The following is a 23,729-nucleotide window of genomic DNA, read 5'->3' on the forward strand; positions in this document are numbered from 1 at the left end:
GCTATTCCTTCACTAAATTCAATGAGGTGGTTAATTGCGTTAGTTTTTCGATGGCTAAATCAAACTCAAATTGCTCAACATCATTTTTTAATGATTTGAGTAAGGATTTGTGTGGTACTAACTTCGATATGCCATCTAGCTGGCTAACCCACTCTAATGCTTCTGTATTATATTGTTCTAAACAAAGATTAAGCTGGGTCAGCATTTGCATAATCACCTCATCATCTAATTCGCGTTTAACTGTAAATTGCTGATTTTTTTGATGCCACTTATCCAGCTCAGTTAGTAGCACCGTAAGATGTTGATGTAACTCATGGGTATTTTTTGCAATTAATTGCCAATCAGGGCTATCGCTATTATTAACTAACAGTTCAATGTCAGCGGCAGTATGGCTGGCTTCATTTGCCCCAATATTTGCCGTGACTCCTTTCAATGTATGGCTACTTAGTTGCATTTCAGCTAAGTCTTTTGTTGCAAGTGCTTGATTTTGTTGGTTGATAAGTGTTTCACCCGTTTGGGTGAAAGAACGTAACAATTTGCTATATAAGCTTGAATCTTGGTTGCAATACATCAAGCCTCTTTGGGTGTCTAGTCCATTGATTTTAGGCATTGAGATTGATGATTCTGTCTGTTTGCTCTTGGCAACCAGAGACGGCTTTTTAGGTGATATCCAGCGCGCCATGATGCTGTATAAGTCTTTCACATGAACAGGTTTATTGATTTGATCGTTCATACCCGCAGCGATGCCTTTGTCCACGTCTTCTTTCATGGCATTTGCTGTCATTGCAATAATGGGTAGGTCAGTAAACTGTTTATCTGCACGGATACGCCTCGTGGCTTCATATCCATCCATTAGTGGCATTTGACCATCCATGAGTACGCCATCAAATCGCTGGTTTTGGACTAATTCAACGGCTTCAATACCGTTATTGGCCACAGTAACTTTTATACCTGCTTGTCTTAAGAGTTCTATTGCTAACTCTTGATTTAATAAATTATCTTCAACTAATAATATTTCGGCACCGGCTAATCTTGATTTAAGCTCGAACATGGATTGTTCGGCATGTAATTCACTTGTTGTTGGGGCATCGCCCGTTATCAGCTTGACTGCGGCATCACCCATGCTTGCAGGTGTTAGTGGTTTAGTGATTGAAAAAATCTGATCACTTTCACTCATCAATGCATTGACTTCATCTTGTTCAGAAAGTTTATTCACTATGACCAGCTTTGATGCCGGATTTTTCCTCAAAACGTCCAATAACGTCGTGTTGCAACTTTCAAAATCACAAATAACATAAACTGGGGTGTCTGATGCTGGCTCGAATGCCCCTTGCTGTTCAAGCGCTGTACTTGTTTCATCTGCCACAATTGTATGCATACCAAAAAAATGAGCATGCTTTACCAAATCATTGGTTATGATTGCCGGGAGTCCAATTAAGGTAAACGTTTTGCCTTTGGCGGCTTCATATCGAATGATTGGATCATGATCTCTACCTTTGGGTAAGGTTAGGGCTAAGTAAAATCGACTGCCTTTTCCTTCTTCGCTTTCAAGATAAACCTCACCTCCCATTAAGTGCGCAAGGCGCTTACTGATTGCTAACCCTAGGCCAGTTCCGCCATATTCTCGCGATGTAGAGGCATCAACCTGCTCAAATGACCCAAATAATTTGGCTTGCTTGTGCTTTGGTATACCGATGCCAAAATCTTCGACGCAAAAAGTAAGATCAATATTTTTACCATTTGGTATGGCGTTGCCCCTGATAATAATGTCGCTATTGGGATGAGAAAACTTGATCGCATTATTACAAAAATTGATTAAAATTTGACCTAATCGCATGCTGTCACCCATATAAAATCTTGGGTAATCAGACGGGAAATCAAATAAAACAGTGATGTTTTTCTCTTCAACTTTGAAGCTGATGATGTTAGCTAGATTGGAAAAAACATCGAAGATATCAAATTCTGCCGATTCGATATCCATTTTGTCTGCTTCAATTTTCGAAAAGTCTAAAATATCATTCAAAATACCCAGCAAAGAACTTGCAGCACGGTGAACATTATCGACGTAGTCACGTTGTTTGCCTGTCAGCTCAGTTTGTAATGCTAAATAAGACATGCCGAGAATAGCGTTCATTGGGGTACGTATTTCATGCGACATATTGGCTAAAAAATTAGACTTTGTTTGATTGGCAGATTCCGCAGCTTCTTTTGCACTTGCTAATTCGGTTTGAATGAGTTTGTCATCGGTAATATCTAATGCCCAACACAAGTTGGCATTTTGGCCACCGTGAATTGTAGGGTAAGCCGTAATAAAGATGTCTCTGATGGTGCCATTGGGTGTTTTGAATTGTGTTTCAAGCTGTAATTCTTCCCCAGCATTAAGCTGTAAAATGGCATTGAAATCATTGCGGTTGGCAAAGATATCCGCGACGGAATGACCGATATTTAGCCCGGTCATTTCGGTGATACGTTTGTTGGTATAACGACAGGTATTTTGCACGCAAATCCATACACCAATAGGGCTTTTTCCTAGGATGTTTTGTAATACATCGCGCTCTTGAATCAACAGTCTATTAATGCGTAATTTTTCGCTGATGTCATGAAAGGAGCCAAGAATACATTGAAGCCCTTCTAATTCGACAACTTTAAGGGTTGCTTCAATCGGGATATGTTGCCCAGTTGAACTCAGCATTTCAGATTCGTAAATATGCGTCCCTTGTTGCAGCGTTTGCGCTAAGCGGTTTTTGAATAAATGCTGCCGCTGACTCGCGTCGGCGGTATAAAATAATGTCGGCTGCATGCCTATCACATCACTTTTGGTTTTGTATGAAACTAAATCGAGAAGGGCTTGGTTACAATCGAGTATGGTGCCTTCGGTATCAGATAACATACAAGCTTCAATAGAGACATCAAAGAGAGACTGAAACCTTGCCCTACTGAGGTTAAGCTGTTCTTCGGTTTGTTTGCGCTGGGTAATCTCTTTGTTTAAACGTCGATTCCAATAGATAAAAACACCAAAGACGACAGTCAGAATAATCGCTAAATTGATAACCCAATTGATGACTTGTTGTCTCTTGATCCCAAAGTCGTAGCGTACATTAATCCAGCGATCTCTGATCTGTTGTTTTCGAGTCTCAGGGATATAGGCAAAGGCTTTATTTAATATACTTTTAAGTTCAGGCCAGTCCTTTCTGACACCAATGGAGACCCCGAATCGATAATCCGACAAATCAACAATATTTAAATCGTGATGACCAAAAGCCTCTAACATATTGGATGCCAATGGATAATGAATAAAGGCTGCAAAGGCTTGATGTTGATTAACGGCATCAAGCACATCTTCTAAAGTGTTGTAGGAAACAACCGTCAGCTCAGGATGCTCTGCTTTTAATTGCACCTCGGTAATGTCCTCTGCCACCACGGCGACTTTTTTTCCGGTTAAGTCATCAAGGCCGTTGATCTCGTCGGCATCGTTTCTTGTGACAATCACCGCGGGAAAGTAAGCCAGTGCATTGGTAAATAACATGTCTTTGTCACGAGAATGATGATCTGACACGGGTGAAAGCACATCTATTTTTTGTTGAGTAAAATCATTTAGTAGTAGCTGCCAAGTTTCTGCGGAGCTGATGTTAAATTGTAACGGTAGCAGCGGGCTTATTTCGGCCAAAAAGTCGGCAATAATACCGAGTTGTTCACCCTTGTCATTAATAAAGTCTAACGGCGCGGCATCGGGGTCTACACCTAGATTAATGATGGGATGCTGCTTAATAAAAGCCTTTTCTTCTGCGGTTAAATTATTTAAAAATTGCTGGACATCATAGGAGTTGATCAAATCTGATACTTTGAAGTCCATTAACAGTTTTTTGGGGTTAAATGTGAGCGAGGTTTTTTTAAAATCAATATTTTCGTCCTGCAGATTTAAGAATGGCAAATAGCTTTTATAATTACCCGCTGTCACTACCACAGGTGGGATCACGTAATCGAAACCTTGGCGCTTGATCTGATTATCATTTAAATAATCAAACATCTGTACCGTTGCAAATCCTCCCATCATGTCTGCGCCTATGGTCGCAGCATTGATTTTATGCTCAGGAATGTCAGAAATTAATTCAGGAAGCCAACTTAATGCGCCAATAAGGGGCTTTGAAAAGGGCTGTTGCTCGGTTTCTAATACAACAGCTTTAGCCAATGACGCATTCATTGCCACAACTAAATTGATGTCATTGTTTTCAGACCGGGCAAGCGCATATTGTTCTCTCGCGATTTGTGGGTCCCAATTGGTGTACTTAATGGTAATAGGCGCATTTTTCCAACGCGCAGAAATATACTCGACCATGTCATTGACTCTGTTGATCACCGAGATATCGTCTGGGTTGCCGCCTAAAATTAAAATATTCGGTTGCCAATCGGCAGATATTTTTTCGTCAACCAATTGTTTTATAAGGTTTTGACCTGAATCTAAATCTCTGCCAAAGCGAGCAATCCAATTTAAACTGTCTGCTTTGAGAGAGCGTTTTGACTCTTTTAAATTGGAATTAATTGTAATGACGGGAATGCGGTGCTCTTCAGCCTCTTTTAACAGTGTCGGTAAAATATCGGTATTTTCAGAAATGATGATACCGTCGGTTTGTGCTTCAATCGCTTTGCGGCTTAAATTGAGCAACATCGAATTAGTGTTATCACTGTAAACAATATTGAGCTGAACATTGAGATCATTTGCTGCGAATTGAGAGTAAGTGGCTATTTCACGCCAGAACGGTCTGTCCACTTCGAGGATCATGGTGATGCTTTTTTGGGGCTTCTTTTGTAGAGCACTTTTGGTTTGTTGCAAAAGTTTAGATGAAGCGGATTCGTTTGCTAGCGCCGGCACAGCGGTTAATTGGTCTGATAATGTCGTACTATTCCCATTGACGGAAAATAACATCAACAAAATTAATAAACATAGTGCAGTTAATTGTTTGCTGTATAACCTTATTGGAGTCAAGTTTATCGGGTTCATCACATTTTCTTGCATCATTAATTCCAATTGGTTTTATGTTGTTTCTGTTTAGGTTAGCTGGTTAAGTATGCGCTTTGAATTTGCGGGCATTGCTGCTGCAGATTGATGCACTGGTGTCGAAAATGAGATCATCTGTTTTACTCATCAAATCCTATTGCTTAGGGCGCTTTTTATACTAACCTTATCAATTATGATAACCGTAATCATACTTAATGAAATGCTCATAAACTAAACATTTAAATATCAGATAACACTTATTTGTTTAATTTGTATGCATATATTGTGATTATAGCTAGAGGCGTTAAGTTAGTTTGTTTTTGTTGTTATGTTTGTTGCTTTTTGGTGGGTGTATTGGCGTTATTGTAATGATTGTCGTGTGTTATTTATTCGTCTTCAGTTATATTCCCGCTCCCCAATAATTGGTTAAAAAATAAACCAAAATAGCTAGAGGGTAATAATGGGTTTTATAACAGTGCTGTTTGATAATGTTGAAATTAAGGCGGAGATATAGCGGTGGATGAAATGACATTGAAACCTACGATTCTAGTCGTTGATGATATGCCGGATAATATTCGAATTATTCACGGTATTTTAGCAGATAAATTTACTGTAAGAGCTGCGACATCAGGCCAAAAAGCATTGGAACTTGCTCTTATGGAACCGCTTCCAGACCTCATTTTATTAGATGTTATGATGCCAATAATGAATGGGTTTGAAGTTTGTCAGCAACTAAAGCTTGATCCCAATACAAGCCGAATCCCCATTATTTTTGTCACCGCTAAAACGGAAGAATGGGATGAGCAAACGGGTTTAGAATTAGGCGCAGTTGATTATATTTGTAAACCCATCAGTCCTGCTGTGTTAACGGTTAGAGTCAAAAATCAATTAGCATTGGCAAATCAAGCTAGGCAGCTTGAAGATCTAGTCAAATTGCGAACTAAAGAACTAGAAAACACTCGCCATAAAATTATCCTTAAATTAGGTCGAGCTGCTGAATTTAGGGATAATGAAACCGGCTTACATATTGTTAGAATCGGTCATTTAAGCCAGATGTTGGCGCAGCATATCGGTGCTACTGACACATGGTGCGAGCACATTTTGCATGCTTCGCCTATGCATGATATTGGCAAGATTGGTATCCCAGATGCCATTTTATTAAAGCCGGGTAGGCTAACTGACGATGAACGCACCATTATGCAGCAACATCCCATACTGGGTGCTGAAATTTTAGAGGATGACGATAACGCCCCATTGCTGGTTATGGCAAAAGAAATCGCGTTATATCACCATGAACATTGGAATGGTAATGGCTACCCAACAGGCATAAGTGGTAAAGATATTCCTTTAAGTGCCAGAATCGTTGCCATAGTTGATGTGTTTGATGCGTTAACGTCTACTCGACCCTATAAAAAACCATGGCCGACACAAACTGCATTAGATTATATTGCTGACGGTGCAGGTAAACAATTTGATCCCGATTTAGTGACGGCTTTTTTAGCATGTCGCGATAAAGTCGAACAAATAAAATTACAGTTTTGGGAACCTGAATCGCCAGAACAACCGATGAGTTAATCCTTTTTTACCTTTAAATTAACGAGCCATTATGACCATTATTTTCACCACTAACGTTGGCGATATTCACATTGAACTTGATCTAGAAAAAGCGCCCGTGAGTTCAAAAAACTTTTTAAGATATTGTCAGGAAGGCTTTTACGAACAGACTATTTTTCATCGTGTGATTAAAGGTTTTATGATTCAAGGCGGGGGCTTTACCGCCAATATGGAAGAAAAACCCACCCACGCGCCGATTGTGAATGAGGCTAATCGTGGGCTAAGCAATGTATTAGGCACCATTGCAATGGCACGCACAGATGCACCGCATTCGGCTACCGGGCAATTTTTTATCAATACTGCTAACAACAGCTTTCTTGATCATACCGCAACCACCAATAATGGTTGGGGGTATGCCGTTTTTGGTAAAGTCATTGCTGGCATTGACGTGGTTAAGCAAATTGAAAAGGTAAAAACAACGACTAAAGCGGGCCATGAAGATGTGCCTAAAACACCTATTATGATTGAGTCTGTCACCATAGTTGAATAGACGAGTGATCACTTAACCGCTAGTACAATAGGCGGTGAATATGAAATGGACTAACACAGCCTGTTGTTAGTCCTTTTTTATGGCGATGATTTTTATCTTTATACTCAAATGCCATTTTTAACGGGTAAATAGCCGACATTTTTGGTGTTTTCTAAGTGTTTATTAGTCAAGATTAACCATATTGTAGATTTAATAAGACGCTGTTATTTATCGTTTTTCACTGTTTGTTTCATTTCCCTTTAATCTTACCCCGCTAGCATCTTCATTATCCTGCTTATTAATGTTAAAACTATGAATGCCGCTTTATTGCTAATACTTGTACTCACTAGATTAAGGACACTATGCAGCTTACTGACACCGATTTTCAGCGTTTAAAGCAAGCAAAGCAATTGCTAGAAAATCCTGGGCTGGCCGCCAAAATTACTGATGCAATAGGTAAACCGATTGAACACGGTTTTGCTTTATTACCTAAAACCGTGAGCAATGGCATTGGTAAGGTCACTCAAATGGCATTAACCAAAGCGGTTGATGCGGCACTGTTTACCTTAAAAGATGCGTCATACACACAGTCTTCCGATAAATGGCACAAGCTTGGTGTCGCACTGAGCGGCGGTGTCGGCGGCTTTTTTGGTTTAAGTGCCTTAGCGATTGAGTTACCTATTTCAACCACCATCATGTTACGTTCAATAGCCGACATTGCTCGCAGTGAAGGTGAGCAGTTGAGCGATTTAGCAACCAAAATGGCCTGCATAGAAGTGTTTGCGTTTGGGGGGGAAAGTCTTGATGATGATCAAGCAGAAACGGGCTATTTTGCCGTTCGCACCGTATTAGCGAATTCAATAGCTGAATCAGCGCAATATGTAGCAACCAAAGGGTTCAGTAAAGAAGCCGCGCCAATGATGGTAAAAATTGTCACAATAGTGGCCGAACGATTTGGCGTGCAAGTGACCCAAAAAATAGCGGCGCAAGCCGTGCCTGCTATTGGCGCAGCAGGTGGTGCCATCATCAATACATTATTTATTGATCATTTTCAGGATATGGCCAGAGGTCATTTTGTTGTTCGTGGATTAGAACGAAAATATGGCGAACAACAGATAAGGGAGTGTTACGAGGCGATTCAGTAATACAGACTATGTCAGCACTTTTATCAACATCAAGGACAGAATAACAATGAGATTACCCACCATGGTCAAAGGGATTATTGGCTCAACAGTCGTGTTATCAGCGTTGAGTGCCGGTGTCGCAGTCGCCAATGAAAAACTCACGTTTTTAGAATATACCCTTGAGGCGGACATTGAACTGGTTCAACCCGTTATATCAGCCAATATTATGGACAACGAAGGTAATGAACTTGTCGTGATTGGCGTAGATGAAAAATATCAGCGTTGGTTGTATGTGTATGGTTTCAAAGAGGACAAGCTGAGTTTACTTGATAAACAGCCTATTGATCCCTCATTGTTTCGTTACGATGTCTATCAACCCGAAGAGGAAAGTGAAAAACTTCAGCTACAAAAACTGTACTTTTTGAGCGCAGATAGCTTGTGGCAGTATCAGCCAGGTCATCCGGTGTTGGCAGCCATCTCAGAAGAATCAACCCAAGGTCAAATTAATAAAGTTGCACCAATCAGTTCTATTACGTTAACTCCTAAAGCCGATTATATTTCCCGTGGTAATTTTGTAAAAGATATCAACAATGATGGTATTGCAGATATCGTTTTGAGTGACTTTAAAACTCTACACCTACTACTGGCAAATAATAATCCCGTTAGCGACTTACAAACCTTTACCTTGCAGTCATTACCACTTTTACCAAACATTGAATTAACCGATAGTGGAGCGGAATATAGCCAGCCAGAATTGTATTTTTCCGATGCGAATTTTGATAATCGTGATGACATTATTAAAGTTGGCGAAGGTTTATTAGAAGTGTATTTTCAAAAAGATAATGGCCAGTTTACACCTAGCGCAACATTTATTTCTGTCAGTCAGCCCATTAGTGGCGTGGATTGGTGGAAGAAACGTGATGCCTATGGTCGGCAGTTAGATCAAAGTGATTTGCTGTATCGAAAAGTAGAAAAAATTGCCGATATCAATGCTGATGGCATAACCGATTTAGTGATTAGATACACCAAAAGTAGCGGGGTATTTGATCGCAGTAATGACTACGAAGTCTACCTTGGCAGCAACAAAAATAATGTACTCAGTTTTGGCCGAAAACCTAGCAGTGTCATCCGAGCTGACGGTACATTAACAGGGTTAAGTTTTGTTGATTTAAACAAAGATAACCAATTTGAAGTTGTGGTGTCAGGGTTTGATATTGGCGTATCTCAAGTTGTCGGGGCATTGCTGTCAGGCAGTATTGATCAAGATGTGTACGTATTCAAAATGGACAATGCATTTCAGTTTCCTAAACAAGCTAATGTTACCAAAGAAGTGGAGTTAAGTTTTAGCTTAACGTCAGGTCAAACCGGTGAGCCTGTGATTACCTTAGGCGATTTAAATGGTGATGGATTTAAAGAGTTATTGTTGTCCGATACCGAAAAACGCCTAAAAATATTTCAAGGCCAAAGTGGTGACTCGCCATTTGCGAGAAGCAGTGATGAGTTAGCCTTTACCTTGCCAACAGAAGGTTCAATGGTGTCGGTAACAGATATCAATCACGATGGAAAAGAGGATTTAGTGGTGCATTATGGCCGCCAGGATGCCAAAGAGATGCAGCGTAAGGTGATTGTGTTTGTCGCTCAATAAGGTTGAAGGCCATAATGAGTTGGTCGCAATTATAGATAGCACTCAGCTTTACTAGCTCAGCATTGACAGTCTTTGTTTTTGTCTTGTTGACCTGAACAGGTCAATTAAACTGTTAGCCTATCTCTTAGTGCGGTGCAGGAGAGTCATTCGCTTGCATTGCACTTACCCCCTTGATGCGAGTATCAGTATTATTCAGTACCGTCTGCAATTGAAAATCTAGACATATAAGCCTTTGTTTAGATTATTTTTCATATCAATCTCTCCGCATCGACAGTTGCCCTGACAATGCTTTCGGCAAAATATTCAAGGGTAAATATTATTCTGATTGCAATGCTTGTGTTTGGTTAATTACAGCAACCTTGCCACAAATACTTAAGCATTTTCTTAACGTGATAGCGATCATAAAAACACACATTGAACGCAAAAGAGTCTTTAGCTTTACGCTGTAAAGAGTAAACTGCGCTAAAACATGTAAAAATTATACATGATTAAATAAGTAAAGCAGGAGTGTGTTATGTTTTGTGTACAATGTGAGCAAACAATTAAAACCCCAGCGGGAAATGGCTGTAGTTATTCTCAAGGTATGTGTGGCAAGTTAGCTTCAACATCCGATCTACAAGACTTGCTAATTTACATGCTGCAAGGCGTATCAGCTTATGCAGTCAAAGCCCGCGAGATGGGTATTGTAAATGGCAACATTGACACGTTTGTGCCTAAAGCATTCTTCTCAACCCTGACTAACGTGAACTTTGATGATGACCGTTTAATCGGTTATGCCCAACAAGCCCAAGCTTACCGTGAGCAATTAAAAACGGCTTATGAAGCAGCCTGCCAAGAAAAGGGCATTGATGCGGTAGTGATCCCAGCACAAGGCACCTTAAACCTTGCTGCAAGTAAACTTGAAATGTTAGAGCAAGCACCAGTGGCTTTACTCAATCGTGGTGAAGTACATGAAGATATTTTAGGGTTACGTTTGTTATGTCTTTACGGTTTGAAAGGGGCAGCGGCTTATATGGAGCATGCCCGCGTACTTGATCAAACTGATGCTGATATTGCTGCTGAATTCCATCAAATCATGGCCTTTTTAGGTGAAGATTCGGTTGATGTGGATAAGCTTTTTAACACTGCAATGCAAATTGGTCAGCTTAATTATCGTGTGATGGCGATGTTAGATACTGGCGAAACGACAGCATTTGGTCACCCAGAGCCAACTCAAGTCAATACTAAAATTGTGAAAGGTAAAGCGATTTTAGTCTCTGGTCATGACATGAAAGATCTAGAGCTAATCTTGCAACAAACCGAAGGTAAAGGGATTAACGTTTTCACCCACGGTGAAATGCTGCCTGCATTAGCGTATCCAGCCTTTAAAAAGTATTCCCATTTAGTGGGTAATTTTGGTAGCGCTTGGCAAAACCAGCAAAAAGAATTCTCTAACTTCCCTGGTGCGGTTGTGATGACGTCAAACTGTATTATTGACCCTAACGTGGGCGATTACTCTGACCGAATTTTTACCCGTAGCATTGTGGGTTGGCCTGGAGTAAGCCACATTGAAGGTGAAGATTTCAGCGCAGTGATCGACAAAGCCTTATCACTTGAAGGTTTTAAATATGACGAAATTCCTCATATGATCACCATTGGCTTTGCGCGCAACGCACTGATGGCCGCTGCGCCAACTGTGGTTGAAAATGTCAAAAATGGTTCTATTAAACACTTCTTCTTAATCGGTGGCTGTGACGGAGATAAAGCTGAGCGCAGTTACTTTACTGACCTAGCTAAATCAGTACCTGATGATTCACTTATCCTTACACTAGGTTGTGGTAAGTATAAGTTTAATAAATTGGAATTTGGCGATATCAATGGCATTCCACGTTTACTCGACGTAGGCCAATGTAATGATGCCTACTCTGCAATTCAATTAGCGTTAGCGTTAAAAGATGTGTTTGAGTGCGACATAAATGAATTGCCATTAAGTTTAGTGTTGTCGTGGTTTGAGCAAAAAGCGATTGTGGTGTTGTTAACCTTGTTATCTTTAGGGGTTAAAAACATTCGTACTGGTCCAAGTGCCCCAGGTTTCTTAACTGAAAACCTAGCCAACATCTTAGAACAACAGTTTGGGTTACGCACCACAACTGATGTTGCAACCGATTTAAAAGCCATGATGACTGCGGCGTAATATAGGTTGGACGGCGATTAAAGTGTTAGGCTTTTATCGCCGTTTTTTATGGTTATTTGTTCAGTGTAAAGGTGTTTTATGACAGCCTCAGGATTTTCATTTTCAGCCGCGTTAGCCTCCGCTCAAACCGAGAAAACCTCGTCATTATCGACAGCCGACAAGTCACTTAAGCCAGCCACGCCTATAGCTGGTGGCTTTTCATTTTCAAATGCATTGGCAACAGCGCAAACTGACAAGCAATTAAACGCCACATTGACAACAGCTAAACCTGCGGGGTTTTCGATGGCAGGCGCGTTATCCTCTTTAGGAACGAAAACTAACGTTTCTGAAGCAACGTCAGTTAATGCGGCGAAATTACTGGCTGCAGATAATTGGCAGCGGGGTGAAGTCATATTACGCTGCGTTGAAAAATGGCACGAAACCCATGACGTAGTGAGTTTTCGATTTCAAGGTGTTGAACCGGTAAAGTTTCACTATAAACCAGGGCAATTTATCACCTTCAAGCTTGAAATAGACGGTAAGCCCGTTTACCGCAGTTACACCATAGCTTCATCACCTTCACGCCCTTATTCATTGATTGTGACCATTAAACAAATTGAAGGCGGATTAGTGTCTAATTATCTAGCAGATCAATTAAATGTTAATGATGAAGTGACCGTAGTGGGCCCAGATGGCGCCTTTAATATTATTGATATTCAAGCAGATAAATATCTGTTTTTAAGTGCTGGAAGTGGGGTGACGCCGATGCACTCTATGTCGCGTTGGCTATGTGATACTGCAGTGGGCAGCGACATTGCATTTGTGCATAGCGCGCGCAGTGCTGACGATATTATATTTGCAGAAACGATGGCGACTATGGCCGCACGATGTGACAGTTTATCGTTAAGTTACGTGTTAGAAGATATAACCGCCAAGCAAAAAGTGATTGATAGTAATCGCAATATACAATGTGCTTTGGGGCGATTAGATATTAGTAAGCTAGCCAATTTGGTGCCTGATTATCAGTCGCGAACTGTGTTTATTTGTGGGCCAGAGCCATATATGGCAGCGGTAAAAGCCATGTTGCAACAGGCAAAATTTAATATGGCTAACTTTTATCAAGAAAGCTTCGCTAGCGCACCTCGCACAGTTGCAAATACAGTATTACTTAGCCCGATCGAGCATGCTGCGGGGGGCTTTATGTTAAAAATCGCCGATAAAGATTTTCCACTTGGTAGTGAACAAACCCTACTGGAGGGGATTGAAGCCCAAGGTTTACCCATTATTGCAGCGTGTCGAAATGGCGTGTGCGGTGCCTGTAAATGCCAAGTCACCGCAGGCAGTGTTGTCACGAGTAGTACTGCCACATTAACCACAGATGAAGTCGCCTCTGGCTTTGTTTTAGCCTGCTCAACCAAGATTACGTCTGATGTCAATTTAACCTTATAGCGGTTGTTTTATGTTTTACAAATAAGTCTGCCATAGCAGGCTTATTTGTATTCGGGTTAACAGATAAACAAATGAGCTTTTAACAACCGGCACTCAATCACTTACAGTCAAACTTGAACTTTGTGCTGATAGCAAGGTTATTTTACGCGTCAATAGCTGGCCTATTGCAAGTTAATTCAACGCTGTTAGCGGTGCAAAAGACTGTTTGAAAATCATTTATTATCCCGAGCTGAGGTTATTTATCATCCATCATGAATATTGTTGTGTTGATGTTAAAAACTTAATGACATCGCTGTCATTTTTGTGGTGTAGTAGACAGGTTAAGCCTAAAAATAATAACTCTGCATGCCAACTGAAGTAAGGTTGTTCTATGACATTGAAAACAAAAATAATATTATTTGCTACCCTGCTATTTGTCTCTACTCTTGGTATCGCATTCGGTGGTTTGCATGCGTTATCCGACTCCAGTCACAGTGATAATATTGCCCGCATTAATCAATTAATGCGCAGTACGGCCAGTATTGTGACTCAATTCGAACAATTTCAACGATCAGGTGAACTTACCGAAACTCAGGCGAAAGCGTTAGCAATACAGGTTCTGCGTGAAAACAAATACCATGATTCAGAGTATGTTTATGTTGTCGATAATCATATGGATTTTGTGGCGACCCCCCATGACCCACAACTACATGGCACCAGCTTTAATGATTTTGTTGATGCCAATGGCAAAAGTATCGGCCGCATGGTGCAACAACTCGTGGGTAGTCAAACGGGTCAAATTATCACCTATGAATGGACTTCAGAACGCGAAGGCAAAGTAGTGGCCTTAACGTCAGTGGTACAGCAATCAGACTTATGGCATTGGTATGTGGGCACTGGGATCAGTTATGCCGAAGCCGATGCGCGGTATTGGTCTGTCGCAAGTGGTTTGCTGACATTTGCCATTATTATCGCCATTGTGTTATCGCTCAGTTTAGCTCGATTTGGTTTCAAGTTGCGTCACTCTTTGGGGGCTGAAATTGAGCAAGTACATCAGTTTGTATTAAGTGTGTCTCGCGGGAATTTACGTCAGCAATCCAGCTTTGCCAATGCCCAAGATGACAGTGTGGTAGGGGCAATGAATTACATGCAAGTTGGCTTGCAAGGTGTGGTGCAAGGCATTAAAAATGTGACTGATATTTTACATCATCAGGCTGATGGGTCAGCGAAACGCTCAAATGAGTTAGACCAACTCACCCGTGCAATGCACGATGAAACTCAAATGGTCGCCTCAGCGATTACTGAATTAACCGCATCATCGGCAAACGTGGTAGAGCATGCAAAGCAAGCTGCAGAATCGGTTAATGCAGCCGAAAAGCAAGGCATCAATGCCCATCGATTGACCCAAGAGTCTGCCACCACCATTTCTTTATTAGAAAACCAAATTGAAAGCGCCGGTAAAAATATTCAAGTATTGGATGACGAGGTCAATAACATTGCCAGCGTATTGTTGGTGATCCAAGGGATCGCTGAACAAACTAATTTATTGGCTTTAAATGCGGCTATTGAAGCTGCCAGAGCGGGTGAGCAAGGCCGTGGTTTTGCTGTTGTTGCCGATGAGGTGAGGCAATTAGCACAACGAACGCAAACTAGCACCGAACAAATTAAGCAAATGATCGACAAGCTGCAAAAGGCCACAAAAGATGCCAAGGCATCTGTGGTGCAAAGTATCGCAACTAGTGAGGAAACCGTAACTAAATCGGCGCGTGTGACCGATGAACTTAAAAATATTGCTCAGTCGTTATCTGATATTGCTCATATGAGTCAGCAGATTTCTGAAGCGGCCACAGAGCAGCTAGCCGCAGGAGAAGATTCAGCCCAGCGGATTGTGGTGATTGCCGATACAGCATCAAAAACCAATACCGTATCTGCTCAAGCCCACAGTGTGAGTGAAGAAGTGAAGCAATTAACTTACAAACTTGAGGCAGAAATTAAAAAGTTTGAGATTTAATCTTTAGTTTCTTTCATTTCAACAATATTAAAGGCAGCCAAAAAGCTGCCTTTAATATTGCTTAAATGAGATGGGAGCTTGGTTTATCAGGCTAATAAACTGTGACGATTTAACTCAAACGACAATTAACCAAGGTTACTCAGCAATCTCAATATCCCTATGCAAGACACTGTCTGGCATAGGGGGATTGTGAGATGACTACTTAACCGATAAAGCTTAAATATCCCTGTAGGATAATGGCATTTACGATATCAATGAAGAATGCGCCTACTATTGGCACTACCATAAAAGCTTGTGGCGATGGGCCTGTGCGTGATACTAACGCGCCCATATTCATTACCGCAGTAGGTGTTGCGCCCATTCCAAACCCACAATGACCACCAGCCATTACCGCTGAATCATAGTTACTCCCCATCACTTTAAAGGTAACAAAGTAAGCAAATACCCCTAAGATGATGGTTTGCGCCATTAAAATAATCAGTAGCGGAATCGCTAAATCAAAAATTTCCCACAGTTTTAAATTCATTAATGCCATTGATAAAAACAACGCTAATGCAACTGTACCAAGTACATCCACTGATTCACGGTTAATTTTATAACCACGAGAGACTTCAGTGATATTGGTGATCACAACACCGAAAAATAAAGCATAAACAAAGTCAGGCATTTTTAACCATGTCAGATTAAACGTCGCCACCAGATGGCTAGTCCATTGAGAACCAGCAACACAAAGCAACATAATAAATAGCACTTCTAAAATACTTTTTGCGGTAACTCTGTCTTCTTCAAGTTGGTCGTAAGTGACTAAATCAGGATGCGATTTGTGATGTTTTTTTCCCAATCCAAAAGAAGATATTAGTTGGTTTTTATTAATCAGCCGTTGTGCAACAGGACCACCAATAATGCCACCCATGACTAATCCAAAGGTTGCAGCGGCCATAGCAAACTCAAATGTTTGGATACCGTAATCTTGCTCAAAGGTTTGTGCCCAGGCTGCACCAGTACCGTGTCCGCCCGATAAGGTAATCGAGCCTGCAATTAAGCCCATAATCGGCTCTAGGCCTAGCGCGGAGGCAAGACTGACCCCGACGGCGTTTTGAATCACAATATAAACAGAGGCAACCCCTAAAAATAGGAACACTTTAGCGCCACCTTTCATCAGTAGTTTGTAACTAGCTGCTAATCCTACTGAGCTGAAAAACATCAACATTAGGGTGTTTTGCATTGACAGTGAAAACTGTAAATGTATGTTTTGGAAGTGAAGGACTGTGATAATAGTCGCAATAATTAAGCCCCCGACTATGGGTTCTGGGATGTTGTATTTGCGCAAAAAAGGAGCATGACGATTAACTGAATGACCAATAAACAATACCAATAAGGCAATGAGAAATGATTCGAGCTCGCCAATAGTGAAGGTGGTATCCATAAGACTCCTAGTCAGTAGATTGGCCTGATATATTTAATTATAAAAGTATAAACGCGAATAAAATAAATCACTTGAATGGAGGGTATCCACAAGCAGAATGCAATCACTTATTCTGACATAAGATCCCGAAAAAGTCTTGTTTGGCAGTATATTTCACTGGTTTAAGTTATTGATTGGTATGGGAGATGTTATTTTTTGTCATTATGATAAGTAAATTATATTTATTGTTGGCGTTTGTTAACGGATATAACCTTCTTTTTACAGGTAATTCGGAGCTATATATCAACAACGTAGGGCTCAAGTATCAACAGCATGTAATTCGCCTATAAAAACACCACTTTTGTGCATACTGGCAGCTTTAAGTGAAGAACAAATCGGTGGTCAATGGATATTCATTGACCACCGCCTGAGTAGAATACTTGCTTATTTATTCGTATTCAGAAGAATAAGTTTCCGAATATGAATGAGAGTAAAGTTCAAAAAGGTTGCCAAATGGGTCTTCTAAGTAAACCATTTGATATGGTTTACTATCATCTTCAGGGTGATAGCGCATGATGTCCATTCTGACTTTTCCGCCAAACTGTTCAACTCGCTTGATCACACCTTCAAAATCGTTGGTCTCTAAACAGTAATGAAAGATACCAATGCGACTAAAGTCGACATGATGCTTTTCTTGTCTATCTTTCATTTCAAACAGTTCAAAGCCGATGCCATCAGATGTAACAAGGTGGGCGATATTAAAGCCTTTAAAGCCTTCACCAAAAACAGCGATACACATTCTACCAATGGCCGTTTCTTTCTCTTCAGTGACGGCAGATTTACCCATAACAATCTCAAGGCCTAATGCTTTGGTATAAAACTCAACCGCTTTATCCATATTGCCAACCATAATACCTACATGACTCATCTTCATATTAATTTACCTTTTATCTACTTGGTGAATTTGTACTTGTTCGTGCTGATGAGTGAAGTATATGGATGTTTTTCATGTTCGTGAAATTATCAAAAATTCTCATTTTAATAATTTAAATTTATTAATAGTGCTGAGTATAGAAATAAGTGATTATCATGTTGCTTAAAGAGCAGCTTAACCCTTTGAGCAACATGATTAAATGGTGAATATTCGCTCAAATGTTCCAAGTGGCTTTATCGTTATTATTGGTTGTGATCAGATAGGCGTTAAATAGAAGGGGGTACATGTGGGTGTACATATAAGCAAAAACGGGCTTTCCATTGCTGGAAAGCCCGTTTTCTTACAATCACTGAGACGTTAAGTCTTAGTTCATGCCATATTTCTTTAGCTTCTTACGTAAAGTACCACGGTTGATACCTAACATGTTCGCTGCGCGAGTTTGGTTGCCACGAGTGTGTTGCATGATGATATCTAGTAAAGGTGCTTCAACTTCACTTAATACCATTTCATACACTTCTGAAGCTTCCTGACCGTCTAACTGAGAGAAGAAGTTGGTTACGGCGCGTTTTACTGCGTCGCGTAATAACTGCGGCTTGATAGTGCCGTTTGCTGTTTCGATTTTGCCTACGGTAAGCTGGTGAACTTCTGTGTTAGTTGTCTGATCAAACATTCTATTCTGCTCTTTAATTAATTTTACACTAATTCTTCAAAATAACATTCCACGAAGGAATGTTGTTGGACAGCGGTTTCAAGCCGATTGAAGTCAGCACGCCACTGGCGTTGTTCTTCTTGGTTTAGGTACCACCCGATGTGCTTTCTCGCAAAACGGACACCTTTGTACTCGCCATATAATTCGTAAAGTTTATTAAGGTGTTCAAGCATGATTAAACGCTGCTCTTCGGCCTTAATTGGCGCTAACTTTTTACCTGTTTCCAAGTAGTACTGAATTTCTTTAAAAATCCAGGGCCTTCCTTGTGCACCTCTTCCTATCATCACCGCGTCAGCGCCCGTGTAATCAAGTACAAACTTGGCCTTTTCGGGGCTGTCTATATCGCCATTGGCAACAACAGGAATCGAGATATTCTGTTTTATTGCTTTAATTGTGTCGTATTCAGCAAAACCTTTATACATGCATTGTCGGGTACGGCCATGAACCGCTAGCGAAGCAATGCCACAATCTTGGGCAATTTGGGCTATTTGGATCCCATTACGATTATCTGGGTCCCACCCGGTGCGAATTTTTAGGCTAACAGGGACATCAACCGCACTTACCACTGCTTGTAAAATCTCTTTTACTAAGCAAGGGTTTTGCATCAGTGCTGAACCGGCTAACTTTTTATTCACTTTTTTTGCTGGGCAGCCCATATTGATATCAATGATATGCGCGCCTTGTTCAACATTGAACTGAGCGGCATTGGCCATTAAATCAGGATCTGCACCTGCTATTTGTACGGAGCGTATTCCTTCTTCACCTGAGTGCGCCATACGCACACGGCTTTTATCTGAATCCCAAACATCTGGATTAGACGACAACATTTCTGATACCGCTAAAGCTGCGCCATAACGTAAACAGAGGTTGCGGAAGGCTTGATCGGTGACACCTGCCATTGGTGCCACAATCAGCTGATTCGACAGTTGATAAGGGCCAATTCGCATTTGCTTTATTCACCTTGCTCTTCAAAGGGGCGCTATAGTAGCCCTTTTTTACGGGCTTGAAAAGGTCAATAAATGACCTAAATAAAACTTTTTTACTTGACTTTTGTGCTTAGGCTACGATTTGTGACAATTGTGCGGTTTTTAAACAATTAATTTGATTTTTTGAGCACTGGTGCGTGTTACAGCGAGGTGATTTTTGGGTTAAACGAAGCAATAGACGTGTGAATGATGGATGCAAATTTTGTCATAAACACGTCTATGGGGTTAAAAATGGGTTATTTGCGTGTACCGCTTAAACGTGTCCAATCTTCTTTATGGCAAGCGGGTTCCATATCAAACCACTGGCTGTAAAAATCAGAAACTTCTTGTGCCTGTTCTTGCAGTAAACCTGATAGGGCTAATTTGCCTCCAGTTTTTACTTTTTCAGCAATCAGCGGGGCAAGTTCTTTGAGTGGACCTGCAAGAATGTTAGCGACTAACACATCCGCCTGTAGATTTTCTGGTTGATCTTCTGGTAAGTAAAGTGACAGTTTATCGGCCACATCGTTACGTTCTGCGTTAGCGGTTGATGCGTCGATGGCTTGGTAATCAATATCCACACCTGTGACTTTTTTCGCGCCAAGTTTAATTGCCGCGATGGCCAAAATACCTGAGCCGCAGCCAAAATCGATCACTTCTTGATTAGATAAATCTAAGCTATCTAACCATTCTAGACATAAGGCTGTGGTAGGGTGAGTGCCGGTACCAAAGGCTAGGCCAGGATCAAGGATCACGTTAACCGCTTTTGGATCAGGAATTTCACGCCAGCTTGGGCAAATCCATAATCGTTGTCCAAATTGAATTGGGTGGAAGCTGTCCATCCACTCACGTACCCAATCTTTATCTTCTACTTGTTCTATTTTGTGGGTAAAACCTTTACCCAAAAACGGCATAGATTCTAAAAATTCAATTGTCGGAGCTAAATTGGTTCCAGCATCAAATAAAGCAATTAATACCGTATCTTGCCAAAGCGGTGTTTCACCCAGTTTAGGCTCAAAAATTGGCTCATCTTGTCCATCTTCATAGGTAATGGAAACTGAACCCTGATCCATTAATAAGTCGCCTAACATGTCGGCATTGTCACGGTGAGTGTGAATGCGTAATTGGATCCAAGCCATGGGGTGTTCCTAATCTTTGATAAAATGGGTAGTTAATGACGTCTATTATACCCAAACCAGTTAATAGATGTGCACCTTCGTGTGAATTTTATCTCTTACCGTCTGCTTTAAGAGCGAATTATTTTACTTATTAGACTGAAATCTTGAGGTATTTATTTACTTCATTGTTTTAAATAAGGGATGCTGGTTTGAGTTATTAGCCAAGTTGTTATTATTGTTTGAAATTCTGTTGTAAACACAATGTGATCTGCCTCTAACTCCCACGTGTTGGTAGGTGAGCATGGTCACGGTTTGTTTTGTGAACAGTGATGTTGTTTGAAAAGACTTGCTAAGGTCAATGTCTCTAAATTACGTCAAGACAGGATGCGACACTTTATGGCTAACAATCCCTTGCCCGCAAAAGTCGATTTAAGTGCCAGCGCTGCTAAAGGGTTTTCTCATCCCATTTGGGCAGCAAGAGCCGATAGATTACAAAGTGCATCAGGTGTGTTACTTGGGCTTTTTATCATTATGCATTTACATTTTGAGTCCAGTATTTTACTTGGCAAAGATGCATTTTATTATGTGGTGCAGTTTTTAGAAGGCGGTATTTTTAGCGAGACGGGTCATGGCTACCCGATCCTTACCCAGGTCTTTTCTGCATTTATGCTGGTTGTGGTGATGATCCACGCCGTGTTTGCATTACGTCGCTTCCCTACTCAAATTGGCCAATGGCGAGCTTTGCGTCAGCAATTACAATTTTTACCCCACGAGGATACTAAAATCTGGTTTTGGCAGATGGTCACAGGATTTTTGTTATTTTTCTTAGCGCCAGTGCATTTATTTACCATGATTATGAATCCTGATATTGGCCCGCACCTTTCGGCTGAGCGGGTATATCACGACAACGCTTGGATCTTATATGTATTGTTACTACCTGCTGTGGTGGTGCATGCGATATTTGGTTTATATCGTGTTTGTGTCAAATGGGGATTAGTACAACAGCGCTTTGCCTTATTGAAGTTTGCCAAAGTGTTAGTGGTGTATTTGATGATCATCGGTATTGCCAGTTTAGTTACTTATATTGTTATTGGGCGGACGCTTGAGCTGCCTATTATTCCATTTGTGCCAACTTTATAAGGAATAAAGATGCAAATAATTTATACCGATACATTAGTCGTTGGCGCTGGTTTAGCTGGATTGCGAGTGGCGATTGCCTCAAAAGAACGTGGTCTTGATACCTTGGTTTTATCCTTGATCCCCGCAAAGCGTTCTCATTCAGCTGCCGCCCAAGGTGGCATGCAGGCAAGCCTTGGCAATACAGTTAAAGGCATGGGCGACGATGAAGATGTGCATTTTCAAGATACCGTAAAAGGCTCTGACTGGGGCTGCGATCAAACCGTTGCTCGAATGTTTGCCCATTGTGCCCCGAAAGCGGTGCGTGAGTTGGCTAACTGGGGAGTGCCTTGGACACGGGTAACAAAGGGTGACCGCCAGGTGATTGTGAATGCTGAAAAGGTCACGATTCATGAAGCGGAAGAAGCCCATGGGCTGATTAATGCTCGCGACTTTGGCGGCACTAAGAAGTGGCGCACCTGTTACACCGCCGATGGTACCGGGCATTCATTACTGTATGCGGTCGACAACAAAGCGATTTCGTTAGGTATTCCGGTACACGAACGCATGGAAGCCTTAAAGATTATTCATGACGGCAAGCGCTGCCATGGGGTGATTGCTCGTTGTTTAATTACCGGTGAGTTGAGGGCGTATATTGCCAAATCAACCACGATTGCCACCGGGGGCTACGGCCGTATTTACGAAGTGTCTACCAACGCCATTATTTGTGATGGTATTGGGCAGGCGTTAGCGTTAGAAACCGGTGTGGCAACGCTGGGTAATATGGAAGCAGTACAATTTCATCCCACAGCGATTGTGCCCGTTGGCATTTTAACTACCGAAGGTTGTCGTGGTGACGGTGGCTTATTGCGGGATAAAGATGGTTACCGCTTTATGCCCGATTATGAGCCAGAAAAGAAAGAACTCGCATCACGTGATGTGGTGTCTAGGCGGATGACCGAACACATGCGCAAAGGCAAAGGGGTAGATAGCCCTTATGGCCCGCATTTATGGCTAGATATCACCTTATTAGGCCGCAAGCATATTGAAACCAACTTGCGCGAAGTGAAAGAAATATGTGAAAACTTCCTCGGGATAGACCCTGCAAAAGATTGGATCCCTGTTAGACCAACACAGCATTACTCTATGGGCGGTATACGCACCACACCAACGGGTGAAAGTCCGCAATTATCGGGATTATTTAGTGTTGGTGAAGCGGCATGTTGGGATATGCATGGCTTTAATCGCTTAGGTGGTAACTCGCTTGCTGAGACCGTAGTTGGCGGGATGATTATTGGCAAGTATGTAGCTGATTTTGGTGAGCAGCATGATTTGGTTGTCGATACAGCATTGATCAATCGTTTTGGTAAAGATTTACGCGATGAAATTGAGCAACTTGTTGACGGCGATGGCAGTGAAAGTGCGTTTGAACTAAAGCTTTCTATGCAAAAAATTATGATGGATTACGTGGGTATTTTCCGTAATGGTAGAGAGTTGCAGCAAGCGGTAGATGAATTAAGCGCCTTGCTTAAGCGTGCAAGTAATATTGGCTTGAAGTGTAAAAAGCGCCATGCAAACCCTGAATTGGTTGAGGCTTTACGCATCAGACGTATGCTCAAGGTGGCGTTAACCGTGGCCTGCGGTGCCAACGCACGAACCGAGAGTCGCGGTGCTCATTCTCGTGAAGATTTCCCGCAGCGTAATGATAAAGATTGGCTCAACCGTACTTTATCAAGCTGGCCAGATGCCAATGCATTAACGCCAACGCTAAGTTATGAAGCGCTTGATGTCATGACGATGGAGCTACCACCGGGTTATCGAGGCTATGGTGTAAACAATGCGATTGCTCATCCAGACACTGAAAAACGAGAGCAGCAAATAGCCAGCATACTTGCCCAGCTTGATGCTGATGCCGACAGATATGCAAAGCAAGCTGCAATTATGCCGTTTGAATTACCTGATGCGCTATTGCCAAATAATGAACGACTCTCCGACACCTTATCGTCGGCAGTAAAAACCGCAAACGTGGCGGGAGACAAATAA

15 protein-coding genes are annotated in these 23,729 nt (G+C 41.5%); 9 read left to right on the forward strand and 6 right to left on the reverse strand.

The window, feature by feature from the left end:
* Window position 1 precedes the first annotated feature (1 nt).
* Window positions 2–5,017 carry an ATP-binding protein gene (locus ORI98_RS13320; RefSeq protein ID WP_306135519.1) on the reverse strand — a complete coding sequence of 1,672 codons (5,016 nt, stop codon included), beginning with the start codon at window positions 5,015–5,017 and terminating at the stop codon, window positions 2–4.
* Window positions 5,018–5,521: 504 nt separating this feature from the next.
* On the opposite strand from ORI98_RS13320, the gene ORI98_RS13325 reads away from it, so the two are divergent.
* From ORI98_RS13325 to ORI98_RS13355, 7 genes are all read left to right on the forward strand, one after another.
* Window positions 5,522–6,571, forward strand: a complete 1,050-nt coding sequence (locus ORI98_RS13325) for an HD domain-containing phosphohydrolase (RefSeq protein ID WP_306135520.1) — start codon at window positions 5,522–5,524, stop codon at window positions 6,569–6,571.
* 31 nt (window positions 6,572–6,602) lie between these two features.
* A complete protein-coding gene (locus ORI98_RS13330) occupies window positions 6,603–7,100 on the forward strand; it encodes a peptidylprolyl isomerase (RefSeq protein ID WP_306135521.1) in 498 nt (165 codons plus the stop codon).
* Between the two features lie 341 nt (window positions 7,101–7,441).
* A complete protein-coding gene (locus ORI98_RS13335; RefSeq protein ID WP_306135523.1) occupies window positions 7,442–8,224 on the forward strand; it encodes an EcsC family protein in 783 nt (260 codons plus the stop codon).
* Window positions 8,225–8,270: 46 nt separating this feature from the next.
* Window positions 8,271–9,848 (forward strand): VCBS repeat-containing protein, encoded by a 1,578-nt coding sequence (locus ORI98_RS13340; RefSeq protein ID WP_306135525.1) that lies wholly within the window; start codon window positions 8,271–8,273, stop codon window positions 9,846–9,848.
* Window positions 9,849–10,362: 514 nt separating this feature from the next.
* Entirely contained in the window at window positions 10,363–12,021 is a 1,659-nt protein-coding gene (gene hcp / locus ORI98_RS13345) for a hydroxylamine reductase (protein ID WP_261299791.1), read from the forward strand.
* Window positions 12,022–12,099: 78 nt separating this feature from the next.
* On the forward strand, window positions 12,100–13,449 hold the full coding sequence (locus ORI98_RS13350; protein WP_306135526.1) for a hybrid-cluster NAD(P)-dependent oxidoreductase: 1,350 nt from the start codon (window positions 12,100–12,102) through the stop codon (window positions 13,447–13,449).
* Window positions 13,450–13,819: 370 nt separating this feature from the next.
* Window positions 13,820–15,439 carry a methyl-accepting chemotaxis protein gene (locus tag ORI98_RS13355; protein WP_306135527.1) on the forward strand — a complete coding sequence of 540 codons (1,620 nt, stop codon included), beginning with the start codon at window positions 13,820–13,822 and terminating at the stop codon, window positions 15,437–15,439.
* A gap of 202 nt (window positions 15,440–15,641) precedes the next feature.
* Here the strand turns inward: ORI98_RS13355 and gltS are convergent, their stop codons facing one another.
* The 5 genes from gltS to prmA all read right to left on the reverse strand — a co-directional run bounded on the left by gltS (window position 15,642) and on the right by prmA (window position 20,591).
* Complete coding sequence (gene gltS, locus ORI98_RS13360) at window positions 15,642–16,865, reverse strand: sodium/glutamate symporter (RefSeq protein ID WP_306135528.1); 1,224 nt, start codon at window positions 16,863–16,865, stop codon at window positions 15,642–15,644.
* 427 nt (window positions 16,866–17,292) lie between these two features.
* Complete coding sequence (locus ORI98_RS13365) at window positions 17,293–17,778, reverse strand: VOC family protein (RefSeq protein ID WP_306135529.1); 486 nt, start codon at window positions 17,776–17,778, stop codon at window positions 17,293–17,295.
* A 364-nt stretch (window positions 17,779–18,142) separates the two neighbouring features.
* Window positions 18,143–18,448 carry a DNA-binding transcriptional regulator Fis gene (gene fis / locus ORI98_RS13370; RefSeq protein ID WP_011494902.1) on the reverse strand — a complete coding sequence of 102 codons (306 nt, stop codon included), beginning with the start codon at window positions 18,446–18,448 and terminating at the stop codon, window positions 18,143–18,145.
* A 23-nt stretch (window positions 18,449–18,471) separates the two neighbouring features.
* A complete protein-coding gene (dusB, locus tag ORI98_RS13375; protein WP_188840060.1) occupies window positions 18,472–19,434 on the reverse strand; it encodes a tRNA dihydrouridine synthase DusB in 963 nt (320 codons plus the stop codon).
* Window positions 19,435–19,709: 275 nt separating this feature from the next.
* On the reverse strand, window positions 19,710–20,591 hold the full coding sequence (gene prmA, locus ORI98_RS13380) for a 50S ribosomal protein L11 methyltransferase (protein ID WP_306135531.1): 882 nt from the start codon (window positions 20,589–20,591) through the stop codon (window positions 19,710–19,712).
* A 375-nt stretch (window positions 20,592–20,966) separates the two neighbouring features.
* On the opposite strand from prmA, the gene ORI98_RS13385 reads away from it, so the two are divergent.
* Together ORI98_RS13385 and ORI98_RS13390 are read left to right on the forward strand one after the other, a co-directional pair.
* Window positions 20,967–21,710 (forward strand): fumarate reductase cytochrome b subunit, encoded by a 744-nt coding sequence (locus tag ORI98_RS13385; RefSeq protein WP_261299869.1) that lies wholly within the window; start codon window positions 20,967–20,969, stop codon window positions 21,708–21,710.
* 9 nt (window positions 21,711–21,719) lie between these two features.
* Window positions 21,720–23,729: a fumarate reductase flavoprotein subunit gene (locus tag ORI98_RS13390; RefSeq protein ID WP_306135532.1), complete on the forward strand. Its 2,010-nt coding sequence runs from the start codon at window positions 21,720–21,722 to the stop codon at window positions 23,727–23,729.

The sequence above is a fragment of the Shewanella sp. ULN5 genome, assembly GCF_030731885.1.
GTDB classification, from domain to species: Bacteria; Pseudomonadota; Gammaproteobacteria; order Enterobacterales; family Shewanellaceae; genus Shewanella; species Shewanella holmiensis.